This window comes from Photobacterium sp. SP02 (genome assembly GCF_038519165.1).
GTDB classification, from domain to species: Bacteria; Pseudomonadota; Gammaproteobacteria; order Enterobacterales; family Vibrionaceae; genus Photobacterium; species Photobacterium halotolerans.
Genome location: NZ_JASJOJ010000008.1, coordinates 43,127 through 57,951, shown reverse-complemented (window position 1 = coordinate 57,951; position 14,825 = coordinate 43,127). Strand labels below are relative to the sequence as shown.

The 14,825-nt window shown below is 56.1% G+C and carries 12 protein-coding genes; 4 read left to right on the top strand and 8 right to left on the bottom strand.

The window, feature by feature from the left end:
• Nucleotides 1–10: 10 nt before the first annotated feature.
• The 7 genes from recG to P0Y67_RS05625 all read right to left on the bottom strand — a co-directional run bounded on the left by recG (nt 11) and on the right by P0Y67_RS05625 (nt 9,449).
• On the bottom strand, nt 11–2,092 hold the full coding sequence (gene recG, locus P0Y67_RS05655; RefSeq protein WP_342391083.1) for an ATP-dependent DNA helicase RecG: 2,082 nt from the start codon (nt 2,090–2,092) through the stop codon (nt 11–13).
• Nucleotides 2,093–2,124: 32 nt separating this feature from the next.
• Nucleotides 2,125–2,829: a tRNA (guanosine(18)-2'-O)-methyltransferase TrmH gene (trmH, locus tag P0Y67_RS05650; RefSeq protein WP_342391082.1), complete on the bottom strand. Its 705-nt coding sequence runs from the start codon at nt 2,827–2,829 to the stop codon at nt 2,125–2,127.
• A gap of 114 nt (nt 2,830–2,943) precedes the next feature.
• Nucleotides 2,944–5,046 carry a bifunctional GTP diphosphokinase/guanosine-3',5'-bis pyrophosphate 3'-pyrophosphohydrolase gene (gene spoT / locus P0Y67_RS05645; protein WP_342391081.1) on the bottom strand — a complete coding sequence of 701 codons (2,103 nt, stop codon included), beginning with the start codon at nt 5,044–5,046 and terminating at the stop codon, nt 2,944–2,946.
• Between the two features lie 18 nt (nt 5,047–5,064).
• Nucleotides 5,065–5,340, bottom strand: a complete 276-nt coding sequence (rpoZ, locus tag P0Y67_RS05640) for a DNA-directed RNA polymerase subunit omega (protein ID WP_027250547.1) — start codon at nt 5,338–5,340, stop codon at nt 5,065–5,067.
• 50 nt (nt 5,341–5,390) lie between these two features.
• Nucleotides 5,391–6,017, bottom strand: a complete 627-nt coding sequence (gmk, locus tag P0Y67_RS05635) for a guanylate kinase (protein WP_342391080.1) — start codon at nt 6,015–6,017, stop codon at nt 5,391–5,393.
• A 145-nt stretch (nt 6,018–6,162) separates the two neighbouring features.
• Nucleotides 6,163–7,227 (bottom strand): glycosyltransferase family 4 protein, encoded by a 1,065-nt coding sequence (locus tag P0Y67_RS05630; protein WP_342391079.1) that lies wholly within the window; start codon nt 7,225–7,227, stop codon nt 6,163–6,165.
• Nucleotides 7,224–9,449 (bottom strand): Gfo/Idh/MocA family oxidoreductase, encoded by a 2,226-nt coding sequence (locus P0Y67_RS05625; protein WP_342391078.1) that lies wholly within the window; start codon nt 9,447–9,449, stop codon nt 7,224–7,226. Before P0Y67_RS05625 ends, P0Y67_RS05630 begins: the two co-directional genes overlap by 4 nt.
• Before the next feature lie 309 nt (nt 9,450–9,758).
• Between P0Y67_RS05625 and P0Y67_RS05620 the strand changes: the two genes are divergently transcribed.
• Nucleotides 9,759–10,271, top strand: a complete 513-nt coding sequence (locus P0Y67_RS05620; RefSeq protein ID WP_342391077.1) for a hypothetical protein — start codon at nt 9,759–9,761, stop codon at nt 10,269–10,271.
• Nucleotides 10,272–10,326: 55 nt separating this feature from the next.
• Here the strand turns inward: P0Y67_RS05620 and P0Y67_RS05615 are convergent, their stop codons facing one another.
• The gene (locus tag P0Y67_RS05615; RefSeq protein WP_342391076.1) at nt 10,327–11,409 is read right to left on the bottom strand and encodes an ABC transporter substrate-binding protein; all 1,083 of its coding nucleotides are present in this window, start codon (nt 11,407–11,409) and stop codon (nt 10,327–10,329) included.
• Nucleotides 11,410–11,619: 210 nt separating this feature from the next.
• On the opposite strand from P0Y67_RS05615, the gene P0Y67_RS05610 reads away from it, so the two are divergent.
• The 3 genes from P0Y67_RS05610 to P0Y67_RS05600 are packed head-to-tail and all read left to right on the top strand — an operon-like array spanning nt 11,620 to nt 14,688.
• Nucleotides 11,620–12,672: a FecCD family ABC transporter permease gene (locus P0Y67_RS05610; RefSeq protein ID WP_342391075.1), complete on the top strand. Its 1,053-nt coding sequence runs from the start codon at nt 11,620–11,622 to the stop codon at nt 12,670–12,672.
• Nucleotides 12,673–12,675: 3 nt separating this feature from the next.
• Nucleotides 12,676–13,452, top strand: a complete 777-nt coding sequence (locus P0Y67_RS05605) for an ABC transporter ATP-binding protein (RefSeq protein ID WP_342391074.1) — start codon at nt 12,676–12,678, stop codon at nt 13,450–13,452.
• A complete protein-coding gene (locus tag P0Y67_RS05600) occupies nt 13,453–14,688 on the top strand; it encodes an MDR family MFS transporter (RefSeq protein ID WP_342391073.1) in 1,236 nt (411 codons plus the stop codon).
• Nucleotides 14,689–14,825 lie beyond the last annotated feature (137 nt).

Here is a 14,825-nt window from a genome sequence, read left to right as displayed (position 1 = left end):
AGACGGGTGATCAGGCGTTAGAGTAGTTTTCTTTCTGGCCCAGCCAGCGGTCGATGATGGCTTTGGCATTGGCCGGATATTGCTCGTGCAGGTAACGCGCCAGCTTCTGCACCTGGGGGATAAGGTGCTGGTCACGCACCAGATCGGCGACTTTGAAGTCGGCAATGCCGGTTTGTTTGGTGCCCAGCAGCTCACCCGGGCCACGAATTTCCAGATCGCGCTGGGCAATCACGAAGCCGTCGCTGCTTTCGCGCAGTACCGCCAGCCGCTGCTGGGCGGTTTTGGACAGCGGCGCATGGTAGAGCAGCACGCAATGGCTGGCCACATTACCCCGGCCCACCCGGCCGCGCAGCTGGTGGAGCTGGGCCAGTCCCAGCCGCTCCGGGTTTTCGATGACCATCAGGCTGGCGTTGGGCACATCGACACCGACTTCGATCACAGTGGTGGCGACCAGCAGGTGCAGCTCTCCGGCTTTGAAGCGCTGCATGATGTCTTGTTTCTCAGTGGCTTTCATCCGGCCATGTATCAGCCCGATTTTCAGCTCGGGCAATTGTGCCGTCAGCTCAGTGGCCGTATCCGAGGCCGCCTGGGCTTCCAGCACTTCAGACTCATCAATCAGGGTGCATACCCAGTAAGCCTGGCGGCCTTCATTGAGGCAGGCGGCGCGGATGCGCGCTATGATATCGGCACGACGTGTGTCTGAAACGGCAACGGTCTGGATCGGGGTGCGTCCGGGCGGCAGCTCGTCAATCACCGAGGTTTCCAGATCAGCATAGGCGGTCATGGCCAGCGTTCTGGGAATCGGCGTGGCCGTCATGATTAACTGATGCGGGTACCGGCCATCGTTGGCCCCTTTCTCCCGCAATTCCAGCCGCTGGTGGACACCGAACCTGTGCTGTTCATCGATGATCACCAAAGCCAGGTTGCTGAACACGACCTGCTGCTGAAATAAAGCGTGCGTGCCGACCACCATTTTGGCATCGCCGCTTTCGATGCGCGCCAGCTCGGTGTCGCGCGCTTTGCCTTTGAGTTTGCCGGCCAGCCAGCCCACCTGAATGCCGAGCGGTTCCAGCCACTGGGCAAAGTTGAGGGCATGCTGTTCGGCCAGCAATTCGGTCGGGGCCATCAGCGCGACCTGATAACCGTGGTCTATGGCCCGGACGGCCGCCAGAGCGGCGACCAGGGTTTTACCTGAACCGACATCGCCCTGCACCAGACGCATCATAGGGATGGCTCTGGCCAGGTCTTTTTCGATATCAGCTACCACGCGCTGCTGCGCGCCGGTCGGGCTGAAGGGCAGGCCGGCCAGTAACTGCTGTTTGAGTGAGGTACTGGGCGGCAGCGGCCAGGCCTGGTGCTGCTGACTTTTCTGGCGAACCGCCAGCATAGAGAGGTTCTGTGCCAGCAATTCTTCCAGGATCAGCCTTTGCTGGGCCGGGTGCTGACCTTTTTCCAGCTGATCCAGCGACACATCCGGCGTGGGCCTGTGCATCAGGTGCAGGGCATCGGCCAGGGTCATTTGTCGGTCGTACAAGCCTTCGGGCAGCAATTCGCTGACCGCGGCTTTGTCGAGCAGGTTCAGCGCCTGCTCGGTCAGGCTGCGCAAGGTTAACTGGCGCAAGCCCTCTGTGGTGGGGTAGACAGGGGTGAGGGTGTCTTCGACCGCCAGTGCGGTCGGTTCAGAAAACACGCTGTAATCAGGATGGATCACTTCCAGCCCGTGCTGACCGCGGCGGATCTCGCCGTAGGCTTTGACCTGTTTTCCCTCGGACAGGGCGTTTTTCATCGCGGCGTTGAAATTGAAAAAGCGCAGGGTGACAGAGCCGCTTGTGTCGCTGATCTTGACCGTCAGCATCCGGCGCTTGCCAAAACTGATGGCGTTATGCAGCACTTCGCCCTGCACCGTCAGGTGCTGTCCGGGCTTCACTTCGGCAATCGGCCAGATCCGGGTGCGGTCTTCATAACGCAGCGGCAGGTGGAACAGCAGATCCTGTACGGTGTGAAGGCCGATTTTGCTCAGTTTCTCCGCCATTTTGGCGCCGACGCCTGACAGTTCTGTCAGGGCGATGGTGTCTAGCATCTGTCCGCTCATGCCTGCTTACTCTGTGTTCTGTCCGTTCAGGGTTATTTGTTGCGCCGGGGCTTATCCCTGGCTTGTATCGCCTGCCACCAGGCGTCATCTGCCACTATCTGGCCGGCGTCATCCAGCGGCGGGTAAGGCAGCTGTTTACGTTTGGCCACTTTCGCCAGTACAGGGTGGCCGCGTTCAAACAAGATGCGGTGCACTGTGTCTGCCGGCAGCGGGGTGGTTTCTCTGTCATACATACCGGCTAGCTGGCGTTGGCGCTGCGCTTCATACAGGATCAGCGCACTGGCCACCGAGACATTGAGTGACTGTACCATACCCACCATAGGAATGATGATATCCTGATCAGCCAGTGACAGCGCTTCGGCAGTGATCCCGTTTTTTTCGCCGCCCAGAATAATGGCGGTGGGTCTGGTGTAATCAATCTCGCGAAAATCCACCGCGCGATCAGACAGATGGGTCGCCAGTACCTGCATGCCTTGCTGTTTCAGCTGGCCGATAGCCTCCGGCGTGCTGGTGTGGGTTTCCAGCTCGACCCAGTTGCGTGCGCCGGCGGACGTGTGGGCAAGCACCCGCATTTTTTCCGGCCACACCGCGTGGACCTTGTGCACGCCAACGGCGTCGGCGGTGCGGATAATGGCGGAGACGTTATTGGGTTTGTGCACTTCTTCCAGGCACAGGGTTAAATCTGGCTGGCGGGTAGCCAGCACTGACTGGATCCTCTGGTAACGTTCTGGCGTCATGATTCTTGTCTTGTTTCAGTTCTGGCTGAACGGCTTACAATTCAGCACTCGGGAAAGCACAAACGCCCGGGACGGGCGTTTGAGTGGTCAGTGCTGCCGGGGTACGCAGGCACCTTAGTTCTTCTGCCGGGCAACCCGGACAACGTTCGGCATCACCCGGATCCGGCGCATGATGTTGGCCAGATGGACACGGCCTTTGGTCGTCAGGCGCACCGTAATGGTATACAGACGGCCGTCTTTCTCTTCCGTCGACAATCCCTGGATGTTGGACCCGGTATTGGCGATGGTGTTGGTGAGATCGGCCAGTGCCCCCTGGTGGTTCTGCATATCCACTTTGAGGTTGGTGACAAACTCCTGCTCGAAGTCACGGCTCCATTCGACCGGCATGTATTTGTCCGATTCTTTCTGGTAGCCGCGGATATTGGCGCATTCTTCGCGGTGAATGACCAGCCCTTTGCCCGGACTGACATAGGCCATGATCGGGTCACCGTGAATAGGATGACAGCAGTTGGCGAAGGTCAGCAGAATGCCGTCGGCACCCCGGATAGGCATGCGGCGTTTGTCATCCGCCTGGGTTTCTTCATCCAGCGTGCCCAGCAGGCGACGGGCAACCACCACACTCATCAGCTCACCCAGGCCAATGGCCGCCAGCAGCGAATCGACGTCCTTCAGACGCAGATCTTTGAGCACTTTGTCCAGCGTTACCGGTTCAATCTGACCGATGTTCAGCTCGCCCAGGGCATGATTGAGCAGACGTCGGCCCAGGGTGATCGACTCGGTACGGCGCATGGTTTTCAGTACCTGGCGGATCTTGGTGCGGGCCCGCGAGGTCACCACATAGTTGAGCCAGGCGGCGTTCGGACGGGCACCCGGCGCGCTGATGATGTCGACCGTCTGGCCGTTTTTCAGCGGCTTGCTCAGCGGATAAGGCTGGCGGTCAATTTTCGCCCCGACGCAGGTGTTGCCGACATCGGTATGAACGGCATAGGCGAAGTCGACCGCGGTCGCGCCGACCGGCAGTTCGACAATCCGGCCTTTGGGGGTGAAAACGTAAATCTCATCCGGGAACAGATCGGATTTCACGTTCTCAATGAATTCAAACGAGTTACCGGCGCTTTGCTGCAGCTCGATCAGGCTTTGCATCCAGCGCTGGGCCTTGACCTGTGCTGTAGTGCCTGAGCTTTCACCGTCTTTGTAGGCCCAGTGCGCCGCGACCCCTTTGTCAGCCATCTGATCCATGTCTTCGGTGCGGATCTGCACTTCCACCGGCACACCGTGCGGGCCGACCAGTGAGGTATGCAGCGACTGATAGCCGTTGGCTTTCGGGATGGCGATATAGTCTTTCATCCGGCTCGGACGAGGCTTGTACAGGTTGTGTACCTGACCCAGTACCCGATAGCAGGTATCCAGGTTATCGACCAGCACCCGGAACGCGTAGATATCCATGATGGAATGAAAACGCTGTTCTTTGTTCTTCATCTTGTTGTAGATGGAGTACAGGTTTTTCTCGCGGCCAAGCACCTGGCCGTTGATCCCCGCATCATGAAGGCGGCCTTCAATCTCGGCGTGGATGCGGTTGATCATTTCTTTACGGTTACCGCGGGCGGCAGCCACCACTTCTTTCAGCACCCGGTAGCGGTTCGGATACAAGGCCTCGAAACCCAGCTCTTCGAGCTCGGTCTTGATGTTGTGAATACCCAGACGGTGGGCCAGGGGCGAGAAGATTTCCAGCGTTTCGCGGGCAATGCGGCGACGTTTGTCAGGACGCAGCGCACCCAGGGTTCGCATGTTGTGGGTCCGGTCGGCCAGTTTGATCAGGATAACCCGGATGTCATTGGCCATGGCCATGATCATCTTGCGGAAGTTTTCCGCCTGAGCTTCCTTGCGGTCGCGGAACTTGAGTTTGTCCAGTTTGGACACGCCGTCCACCAACTCTGCCACGGTCGAGCCGAAACGACTGTCGAGGTCGTCTTTGGTGACATCGGTATCTTCGATCACGTCGTGGAGCAGGGCGGCCATCAGGGTCTCAAAGTCCAGGCGCATTTCGGCCAGGATTCGGGCAACGGCAATCGGGTGGATGATGTAAGGCTCGCCGCTGGAACGCGTCTGGCCTTCGTGGGCGTCTCTTGCTACCAAATAGGCCTGCCTGAGCGCCTCAATCTGAGTCTCAGGCAGGTATTCAATTACAACTTCTTTCAGGCTATCAAAGAGATACAAATTGCCCGCTTCCTTGAATTAGCGCTGGTTACCTGCAATAGCACTGACCGCCGCCAGTTCTGCGGCTTCCTGCTCTTGCATTTCCTGACGCTCACGTGCATCCAGAATGTCTTTCGTGATCAGGCCTTCTTCGATCTCGCGCAGTGCGATCACTGTGTACTTGTCATTCTCTTCAGGAACCAATGGATCCTTACCGCCAGTCTGCATTTGACGTGCACGGCGAGAAGCAATTTGGATCAGGTCGAAACGGTTGCCGATTTTATCAACAGCATCTTGAACAGTTACACGTGCCATCGAGGACTCCAGTGGGTTTAATAAAAAGACGGAAAATTGTACAAAATTACTTACTGTTGCGCCAGTAGCGCAGTCAACATGCTGCTATATTTAGCAGCTTGCTTGTCTTGCTTCAATCGCTCAGCGCGGATGATCGCTTTAAAATCGATTAATGCGACATCAAAATCGTCATTGACGATCACATAGTCGTACTCTGTGAAATGCGAGATTTCAGAGCGTGCTTCATCCATGCGTCTGGCGATAACGGCTTCGCTGTCCTGACCGCGGGCGTTCAGACGACGCTCCAGCTCATCTTTGGACGGCGGCAGTATAAAAATACTTTTGGCTGCTGGCATCAGCTGGCGGATCTGCTGTGCGCCCTGCCAGTCGATGTCGAGAAACACATCGATGCCTTTGTTCAGCTGCTGTTCGATCCACAGGCGTGACGTGCCATAGAAATTCCCGAACACTTCGGCATGTTCCAGAAAAGCACCCTGTTCAGCCAGCTCTTTAAATTCTTCCACGCCGATAAAATTGTAATGCACACCATGAACTTCACCCGGACGCATACCGCGTGTGGTGTGGGATACGGAGACTTTCATGTCATAGGTCGGATTGGTTTCCAGCAGGGCGTTGATCAGGCTGGATTTGCCTGCGCCGCTGGGGGCCGAAACTATGTATAGCGTGCCTTTGCTCATTACCATTGTCACTCAAGTGGAAGAAAGGGCGCGCAGGGTATCACGAACTGCGGCTAAATTGAATCGGCACGTGTAAGTTTCGCCTTCGGACCAAAAACCGCGTTCATCACCCTGCTCTTATAAAAAATAGCAGCTTGTTGCCGGGTTAGCGGATCGGGGCAGTGAGGCGGGTGAAATTCTCCAGCATGTTCTGGAAGCTGTAGTGCTGGCGGGCCTTCTGGCAATTGGCGGCGCCAATCGCTTGCCAGTGCCTGGGCTCAGACAGTATCCGGCGAAACGCGCTGGCGTAGTGAGCGGGCGGCACCACAAAAGGGGTGTTTTCCGCGGCCACTATGGTTTTTACATCGCCGACATCGGTGGCGACGACCGGCAGGGCGGCGGCCATGGCTTCCAGCACAGATAGCGGCATCTGCTCGGTATCGGATGACAGGCAAAAGATGTCGCCCTGGGCCAGAAACCCCCAGACATCCTCAATGCGTCCGGCCAGCCTGACACTGTTGGTCAGATTGAGGCTATCTATGTAAGTCTCCAGCTCGGTCAGCATTGGGCCATCGCCGCCAATCAGTAAGCGGCTGTGGGTGGCTTGGCTGGCAAAGGTGTCGATCAGGCGGTGCAGGTTTTTCTCGGCGCGCAAGCTCGCCAGGGTGATCAGTGTGGTGACCGCGGAAGGCGGCCTTTTGCAGATCGCCTCCGGCATGGCAATACCATTGGGGAAATAGTGCAGCCGCTGCGCGGGGATCTGCCAGTGCTGGCGGGCAATGGCCATTAAGGTGCGGGACGGCACCACGACCTGAGTCTGACCGCTGAGCGCATGGCGGCGGAACAGATTGCGGCGCCGGTACAGTCGGCTGGCTTCATCCGGGCTGAAGCCGTCTTCCCAGTGAATGCCGCGACACAGGCGCAGCAGGCGATTGCAAAACGCCCATTCTATCGCGCCCCAGTTGTAGGTCATCAGAATATCGGACTGATGATGGCTGAGCGTGCGGTGAATGGCATGCAACCGCTTCGGTAGGCTCATGGCTTTCAGTGTCGGCATCGGCAGGAACTCGGCCTGCACATCGGTTGCCAGCCGGGACATCGCCTGGCTGGCGCCGTCCAGCGAGATAATGGTGTGGTGATATTGGCCGGACAGGGCATTGGCCAGCTGTGCGAAGCGGATCTGCGGGCCGCCAACGGCAAAGGTTGAAAACACATGCAGTATGCGGGTCATTCTGATGCCACCTTGTCAGCTTGCATAGCGAGCGGGATGGGTTTTTCATTACGGGGGGCTTCTGCGGCTGGCATAGTCGCCGGCGGCGTTCTGTGAACCAGAATCGCGCGTTGATAGAAGCAGTCCCAGTCGCTGACCGGCTGCCAGTTCAGTAAACGCTTTTCGACACTGGTATCAAAACGCGCATTCAGGGCGCGGGAGCGCAGATCCCGCAGGGCGGGCAGCGTGGTGTTGCGGCCGGACAGGCGCTTGATGGCCCACTTACCCAGCTCCTGCAGATACAGCCAGAAGGTGAATTGCGGCACATAGCGGTAGGGACGGCCCAGTCCTTTGCTGATCATGGCCACATATTCGCGCGCGCTGGGGCGCACGTCGCCGACCAGATTCAGTGCTCTGCCGGCAATGCCCGGTGCTGTGAGGGCGGAAACCGTGGCGCTGGCGACATCCTCGGCCAGGACAAAAGGCAGGGGATTGTGGCCCAAGTTCCAGCCGATAAAGTACTGGTTGTTATTAAAAAAGCCGACACCTGTGTGATTGACCGGCCCGCCCTGGCCGACCACAATACCGGGCCGGAGTACGACCAGATCTTGCCCTTTGCTTTCATGCAGCAGCAGGTGATCGGCCATGGCTTTGGCGCGGGCGTAATGTGCCCGTTGATCAGCGGCGGGATCCGGCGGAGTGTCGCTGTGAATCATCGTTCTGTCGCGGCCGAGATAGAGCGAGGCGATGGAGCCCAGATGTACCAGCCGGGTGATCTGGTGTGTCTGGCAGGCCTGGGCAATCTCACGGGCCGAATCAACCATGGCGTGCTTGATCGCCTCCCAGTCACCGCTGGCGCCGCCGTGGGCCAGGTTGATGACGTAAGTGGCACGCTGCACCGCGGCATCCAGGGCGGCAGGGTCGCACACATCCCCCTGGATAAGCTGAACGGCCGGCTGGTGATAAAAAGCAGCTAAAGCCTGGATATTACGCGCCATGACACCCACTGAATAGTGCTTGGCCAGCAATTGCGCCACCACATGACGACCGATAAAGCCGGTGCCGCCAATCACCAGCACATCGAATGGCTGGTTGCTGTCTGGCTTAGCAGTGTGATTGACCGGCGGTGTGGGGGCTGTCAGCCGATCTGCGCCCTGGCTTTGGCTGGCCAGATGGTGACACAGGGCCACCAGATCGCGGCCGAACTCCCCATCATGCAGTAAGGGCTGCCCGGTAGCGATAGCCTGATAGAACTGGCCGATACTGGTTTTCATCGACAGCAAAAAAGGGTCCTGCGAGGCTTTGAGGCCGGCTGTGGCCAAGGCATAGTTGGTGAACTGCCGCAGCCCTTGCGACAGCAGGCTGCCTGCCTGGGCGCAGGCGGTCACCGCGGTATCGAGCGCCGGCAGAAAACGACTGCGGCTTTGCACTATGGCTTGCTGGCGGACAAAATCCAGCCTCAGGCAGCCGTCTTCGCCGGTGATCTGCATTTCCCACACCGGAAAGTCCTGGCCCATCGCAAAAGCAAAATGCACCGGGATGTCCAACTCGCCAATGGCATCCAGGCGCTGAATAAAAGGCTGGCCATGACTGAGCTGCTGGATCTGACTTAGCTTACCCAGCATCTTATTAGCCATCGGCTGTGCTGTCGGGCGTCCGAACAGGCTCATCAGCTGTGACAGCGGATGCACGGCCTGCTCCAGCAGTAAATTGACGGGCTGGCGGAACATCCAGTGGCTGAACTGACCGGCCGTCAGCTGGCGTAACGGCATTTCATAGCGCAGGGAAACCGATTTGACCGGGCCAATGTCATTATTGGCCAGATGCTGCTTTGCCCGCTCCATCACAGGGTGAAAGATGAAGTTCTGGTTAACGGCCAGGGTGACGCCCTGTTGCTGAGCCAGGCTGATCAGCGCCTCGCATTCCTCTTCGGTTTCTGCCAGCGGTTTCTCGACCAGTACATGTTTGCCGTGGCGGAGCAACTGGCTGGCCAGCGCATAATGCAGATTGGGCGGGGTCAGCACATGGGCGGCGGTAAATTCGGTTTCAGCCAGCGCCTGCTCCACAGTGCTGAAGTACAACGAAATGTGATGACGCTCCGCCAGTGCCTGCGCGGCAGAGAGATTGGGATCGACAACAGCACAGAGCCGGATACCGTCCAGCGACCGGATCGCCGCAGCGTGAATATCCGATATGTAACCCGCACCTATCAGGATGACTTTATTGTCTTTTTTTGCTGTCATGCTTTTGCCCTTCTGCATTATCCCTTGAAAATCAGTGGCTAGCTGCGGCTTTTAATTGAACTTTTATGCTACACTTTCGCCGCTATTGTTAACTATAGTCAGTGCAGGCAGGTACTGAGCGGCGACGTAGTAAATCATGCAAAAGTTGAGATAAGAAGACGAAAACAGCGGGAAGACGCGAGGAAAACTGCCCCGGCCTGATCGGGTTTGAGTCGGATCTGCTAACCTGATTATCAGGCTTATCTGTGATTTATTGCCGGGTTAGGTGGCCAGCACTCTTCATCATATTGTTATACGGAGTCCATCAAGATGCCGATTCGCCCCTTGTTGTTTTGTCTGCTCTTGCTGTTAACCGGATGCGGCAGCACTGGAGCCGGTCCATCGGGTCCAGCCAGCTACCATTACAGCAATGCGTGGTGGTACGACGATTACCTCTATTACTGGCACCATTATTATCCAAACTGCTGTCAGGGTGAGGGTGAATACAAAGAGGTGGTGACAGACTGGTGGCAAAGTCTGGATCCGGACAAGCAGCAGGAAATTAAAGATAAGTTCGACAACTGGCAGGGTGATCGTGCTGATATTGCCGACAACCTGCCGGCGGTCAAAGCTCAGCTTGATCAGAAATGGCAGAGTCTGCCGCCGGAGACGCAACAGCGCGTCCGGCAGCAACTGCAAACCCGCCGCGAGCAGGGGCCTGTCAACCGCTCAGCCATTCACGCGAACCGTCCGGCTGTTCAGCGCGGCATGATGAGCCACCCCCACATAGGCGCGGGTCAGCTGCGCGGTATGGGCGGTGGCGGACTGCGGGGCAGGATGTAACCCGGTCGTACTGTCTGTCCGGGTCATACAAGCCCTGCCTGTATCCATGCGATCCCTACAGCTGAGTGACAAATGTGCCCTCTGGCGTGACGGGTAGGTATGTGCGGTAGAAATCCAGATAAGCCTGCTCAGGGTTAAGATCGCTGAACAGTTCTGGGTACAGGGCTTTGGCATAAAACTGGATCATCGCGCCATCCATAATCGTTCTGCATGCCCCGTGGTAGGCGGCGTACATACGATTGTTCCGGACGGCGGAAATAGACCTCCAGCCAAGGCGGTTTTTAAAGCCGGCTAAACGTTGTCTGGCGAGCGCCGCTTGCACACCTTGTCCCATCACCATGGCGTCATCAACACTGCCTGATTCATAACCTGTCAGGACAATGACGTCTGGGTTCGCGGCAATGATCTGCTCCGGATTCAGTTTGCCCCACCACTCAACATAAGGCGCGGAAATGTTGTCGCCGCCTGCCATGGTGGCAATGGCGCCCCACATGTTTTTACCGAATGTGTAGCCAACTTCATTGATACCCGCCGCGCCGTATTCTGTATAGACTTTGGGTTTTGCCAGGTTGGCCGAAGCCAGGCGCGCATTGATCAGTTCGATATTACGGCGGTATTCACCGGCGATTTTTTCGGCTCTTTCTTCCTGACCGGTAATCACGCCTATCAGTTGGGTGCTTTGGGTGTGGCGTTCAATCGTCTGGGCGTTGTAATCGACCACAATCACCGGGATACCGGCGCTTTCGATGCGCGCTATTTCTGCGCCTAATGCTTTGTATTGCCAGTCTGCCAGCATCAGTAAGTCAGGCTTGAGACTAATCACTTTTTCAACGGAAAACGTATTGGTATCAACCCGGCCAATGGCCGGAATGTCCTGTAGCGAAGGGCGATGTTTGACATACAGCTCCCAGTTCGCTGAACGTGCCTGCCAGATATATTTAGACATGCCGACAACATGGTCATACGCCGCTTCTGTGCCGATTGCCATGTAATCTTCCGGGTAAAACCCGACAATGGCTCTTTTCGCAGGAGCGTCAAACGTGACTTCTCTGCCCAGTACATCCGTGACTGTGGTGATTTCTGCAAGCGTCGATGCACTGAACATCAGCGCAGCAATACTGAGTAACTTTTTATACATCAATGAGAACCCTGATTTTTGTTATCCATATCGGCCAGCACCGCCTGGTGCTTACTTAGCCAGCAATCATAATTCGTTAAATAACACTTATGCAAACTATTATCATTTCTGTTAATGTGCGTACGGAATAAAACCAGCCAGTCAGCCTGATCATGGCAGGCGCCTGGTCGCAATTGTTAACAAATCAAACACAGAATCGGGTAATGTCAGATGCAATCTGCAGCAGTATTACAAGCCATTGAGATACAAAGAAAACACGAATATCGTCGCATGATTGTGCTCATCATGTTTTGTCTTGTTTTGATGGCATCCTTTGTGCTCGACATTATGAGTGGCCCCTCCATGCTGGATGCCACGCGCGTCTTGCATGCCATCTTTCAGTTTGTCGGCTTACCTTTTCAGGTAGACAGCTCGACACAGATCATAGTCACTGATTTACGACTACCGATTGCATTGATGGCGATTGTGGTTGGCGGCGCTTTGGGGGTCGGCGGGGCGGAGATGCAGACCCTGCTCAACAACAATATGGCCAGCCCGTATACGCTGGGGATGGCGGCGGCGGCCGGGTTTGGCGCGGCGATTACGCTTTACTTCGGCTCATTGGGCATAGACAGCGACTACGCCGTCCCGATTGGGGCGTTCGTCTGTTGCATGTTGGCGGCCTGTTTCCTGTTCGCTCTGGCCTCTATGCGGCATATCAGTTCCGGCCAGCTCATCTTAGCGGGTATCGCCTTACTGTTCCTTTTCCAGTCTCTGCTTTCATTGGTGCAGTTTGTCTCGTCGCCGGAACTTAGCCAGCAGATCTTATTCTGGCTGTTTGGCAGCCTGTCAAAAGCGACCTGGGGCAATCTGATGATTACTGCTGCTGTGGTGATCTCGGGATTCTGCTTTTTAATGAAAGATTCCTGGAAACTCACTGCGTTACGTTTAGGCGAGGAGCGTGCGAAAAGCGTCGGGGTGAACGTGAAGCAGCTGCGTCTTAAAACACTGTTTATCGTCGCTCTGATGACGGCAACGATCACCAGCTTTGTGGGGATCATTGGGTTTGTGGGGATTGTTGCGCCCAATATCGCCAAAATTCTGGTGGGGGAAGATCAGCGATTTTTTCTACCGCTCTCTTTTTTGATTGGCGCCTTTCTGCTGTCTACGGCTTCGGTGCTGTCTAAAGTGATTGTGCCCGGCGCTTTGTTTCCTATCGGCATCGTTACCGCCATTATTGGGGTGCCTTTTTTCTTTTGGCTAATCATCGCTAAGCGGGGCTAATGCATGTTGATTGTCGACAAAGTAAATATTCAGCTCGGCTCACTGACCTTAGCTCGCGATATGCGCTTTGAGTTAAAGCCGGGGCAGATTACCGCGATTCTCGGCCCCAACGGCACCGGCAAAAGCACCCTGCTGAAGACATTATTTGGTGAGATTAAACTGAGTAGCGGAGAGATCCGCTACAGCGGTAATCTCTTGTCCTATAAGTCGCTGGCACAGTGGCGCAATAAGTTTGGTTACATGCCGCAGGATATTAATCTGGATGTCAATTTAACTGTCATTGAAGTGATCCTGCTGGGGCGACTGGACGCCCTGAGTCTGCGGGTCGACGACAGAACGCTCAATCAAGCGCTGCATATTCTCGATAATATCGGGATTTCTCATCTGGCAAACCGCAGCGTTAATACCCTCAGTGGCGGTCAGTGCCAGATGGTGCTGTTTGCGCAAGCTTTAATGCGTGATCCGGCGATCATGATGCTGGATGAACCTGTCAGTGCGCTGGATCTGCATCATCAGCACGTCTTGCTGGAGCATCTGGTCAGTCAGACCCGGGAGAAGCAATGCATCACTCTGATGGTCTTGCACGATCTCAACCTGGCCGCGCAGTATGCTGATAACTTGTTGGTGCTCAAGCAGGGCGAACTTGTGGCGAGCGGGCATCCTAAACAGATTCTGACATCAGAGCTGGTCCAGGACATTTATAATGTGGAAGCTCAGGTGATCACTGATGACAGCGGCGTACCTTTTGTGCGCACCCTGCGTTCGATAAAGGCGGCTTAAGTGAGGTGGCACCATCTCATCAGTGACTGGCGGCTGCTGTCGGCCGCCGGCCGCGTTCTGGTGTTTAACAGTTTCAGCTTTAATCTCGGCTTTTACATGCTGCTGCCGTATCTGGCTGAGCATTTGCAGTCGCTGGGATTTGACGGCTGGTATATTGGATTGATCATCGGCCTGCGTGTGCTCAGCCAGCAGGGCTTGTTTTTAGTCGGCGGCACCTTAGGCGACAGGTTTGGCTATAAACCTATGATACTGTGGGGCTGCGCCGTACGTATTGTGGGCTTCCTCCTGCTGGGGATCAGTGACAGCTTTGCCGCGATTATCCTGGGGGCCTTCTGCACCGGGTTTGCCGGTGCGCTGTTCACCCCGAGCAGTCAGGCGTATTTGTCGTCCGAGTACCCCAATGCGAGCGATCGTCATCGAGTCTTTGCCTTGCAGAACCTGGCCAAAGAAGCGGGCATGCTGCTCGGGCCGCTGATGGGGCTGACACTGTTTTACGTCAGTTTCAGCTGGGTCGGGTTGTCTGCCGCCAGCGTGTTTGGTCTTTTGTTTGTGCTTCAGTGGCGCTACCTGCCCAGAGATGCCCGGATTTCGGCCCGCATGGAGAAACAGGGGTTTCTGCTCGACTGGTGGTTAATGCTGAAACATAAAGCCTTTATGCACTTCGTGCTGGCCGCCAGTGTCTACCAGGTTCTGTTTCATCAGCTTTATCTCTCCATTCCTCATCAGGCGAAAGTGCAAACAGGTGTACCGTCCGTTATCACCTGGGTGTTTATGGTATCGTCCTTCATGGGAGTGCTGTTGCAATTGCCCGTCAGTCACTGGGTGAATAAAACACTCGGTGTTGCCAAAGGTATGGGCATTGGGATGGCGCTGATGGGCAGTGCCTTTCTGGCCCTGAATCTGCACTTTGAACCCTGGTTGCCACTGCCGTTTGTGCTGTGTGCCATGCTGCTCAGTGCCGGCTCTATGATGGTTTACCCGCTGATTGGCGCTTATGTGCCGCGCTTTGCTGATCCGGCCAAACTGGCGAGCTATTACGGCCTGCATTCCTGTATCGGTGGATTGTTTGCGTTTGCAGGGAACTGGGGCGCAGGCTGGTTGCTGGACTTACCTGAGTTTCACTCTGGCTGGCTGTGGCTGACGTTCGCAATACTCGGCGCACTCTCCGGCATCGGTTTGTTTGTGCAGGTCAGCAAGCAGGAGAGAAGCGAGCAGCAAGCGCTGGGTGTGTCTTGATTTTCTCGATCGGCGTTACTTACTGACAAAACCAAAACCAGAACAAGTCGCGCTTCTGTGCCAATCAGCATTGATTAAGTGCTCAAAGATGAGTATTAAAAGGTGTGAGAAAACACGCTCCAAGAACGATAGTTGAA

Bases quoted from the DNA above. Each gene is read 5' to 3' on its own strand.
- recG (WP_342391083.1), bottom strand. From the start codon at position 2,092: ATGAGCGGACAGATGCTAGACACCATCGCCCTGACAGAACTGTCAGGC.
- trmH (WP_342391082.1), bottom strand. From the start codon at position 2,829: ATGACGCCAGAACGTTACCAGAGGATCCAGTCAGTGCTGGCTACCCGC.
- rpoZ (WP_027250547.1), bottom strand. From the start codon at position 5,340: ATGGCACGTGTAACTGTTCAAGATGCTGTTGATAAAATCGGCAACCGT.
- gmk (WP_342391080.1), bottom strand. From the start codon at position 6,017: ATGAGCAAAGGCACGCTATACATAGTTTCGGCCCCCAGCGGCGCAGGC.
- P0Y67_RS05630 (WP_342391079.1), bottom strand. From the start codon at position 7,227: ATGACCCGCATACTGCATGTGTTTTCAACCTTTGCCGTTGGCGGCCCG.
- P0Y67_RS05625 (WP_342391078.1), bottom strand. From the start codon at position 9,449: ATGACAGCAAAAAAAGACAATAAAGTCATCCTGATAGGTGCGGGTTAC.
- P0Y67_RS05620 (WP_342391077.1), top strand. From the start codon at position 9,759: ATGCCGATTCGCCCCTTGTTGTTTTGTCTGCTCTTGCTGTTAACCGGA.
- P0Y67_RS05615 (WP_342391076.1), bottom strand. From the start codon at position 11,409: ATGTATAAAAAGTTACTCAGTATTGCTGCGCTGATGTTCAGTGCATCG.
- P0Y67_RS05610 (WP_342391075.1), top strand. From the start codon at position 11,620: ATGCAATCTGCAGCAGTATTACAAGCCATTGAGATACAAAGAAAACAC.
- P0Y67_RS05605 (WP_342391074.1), top strand. From the start codon at position 12,676: ATGTTGATTGTCGACAAAGTAAATATTCAGCTCGGCTCACTGACCTTA.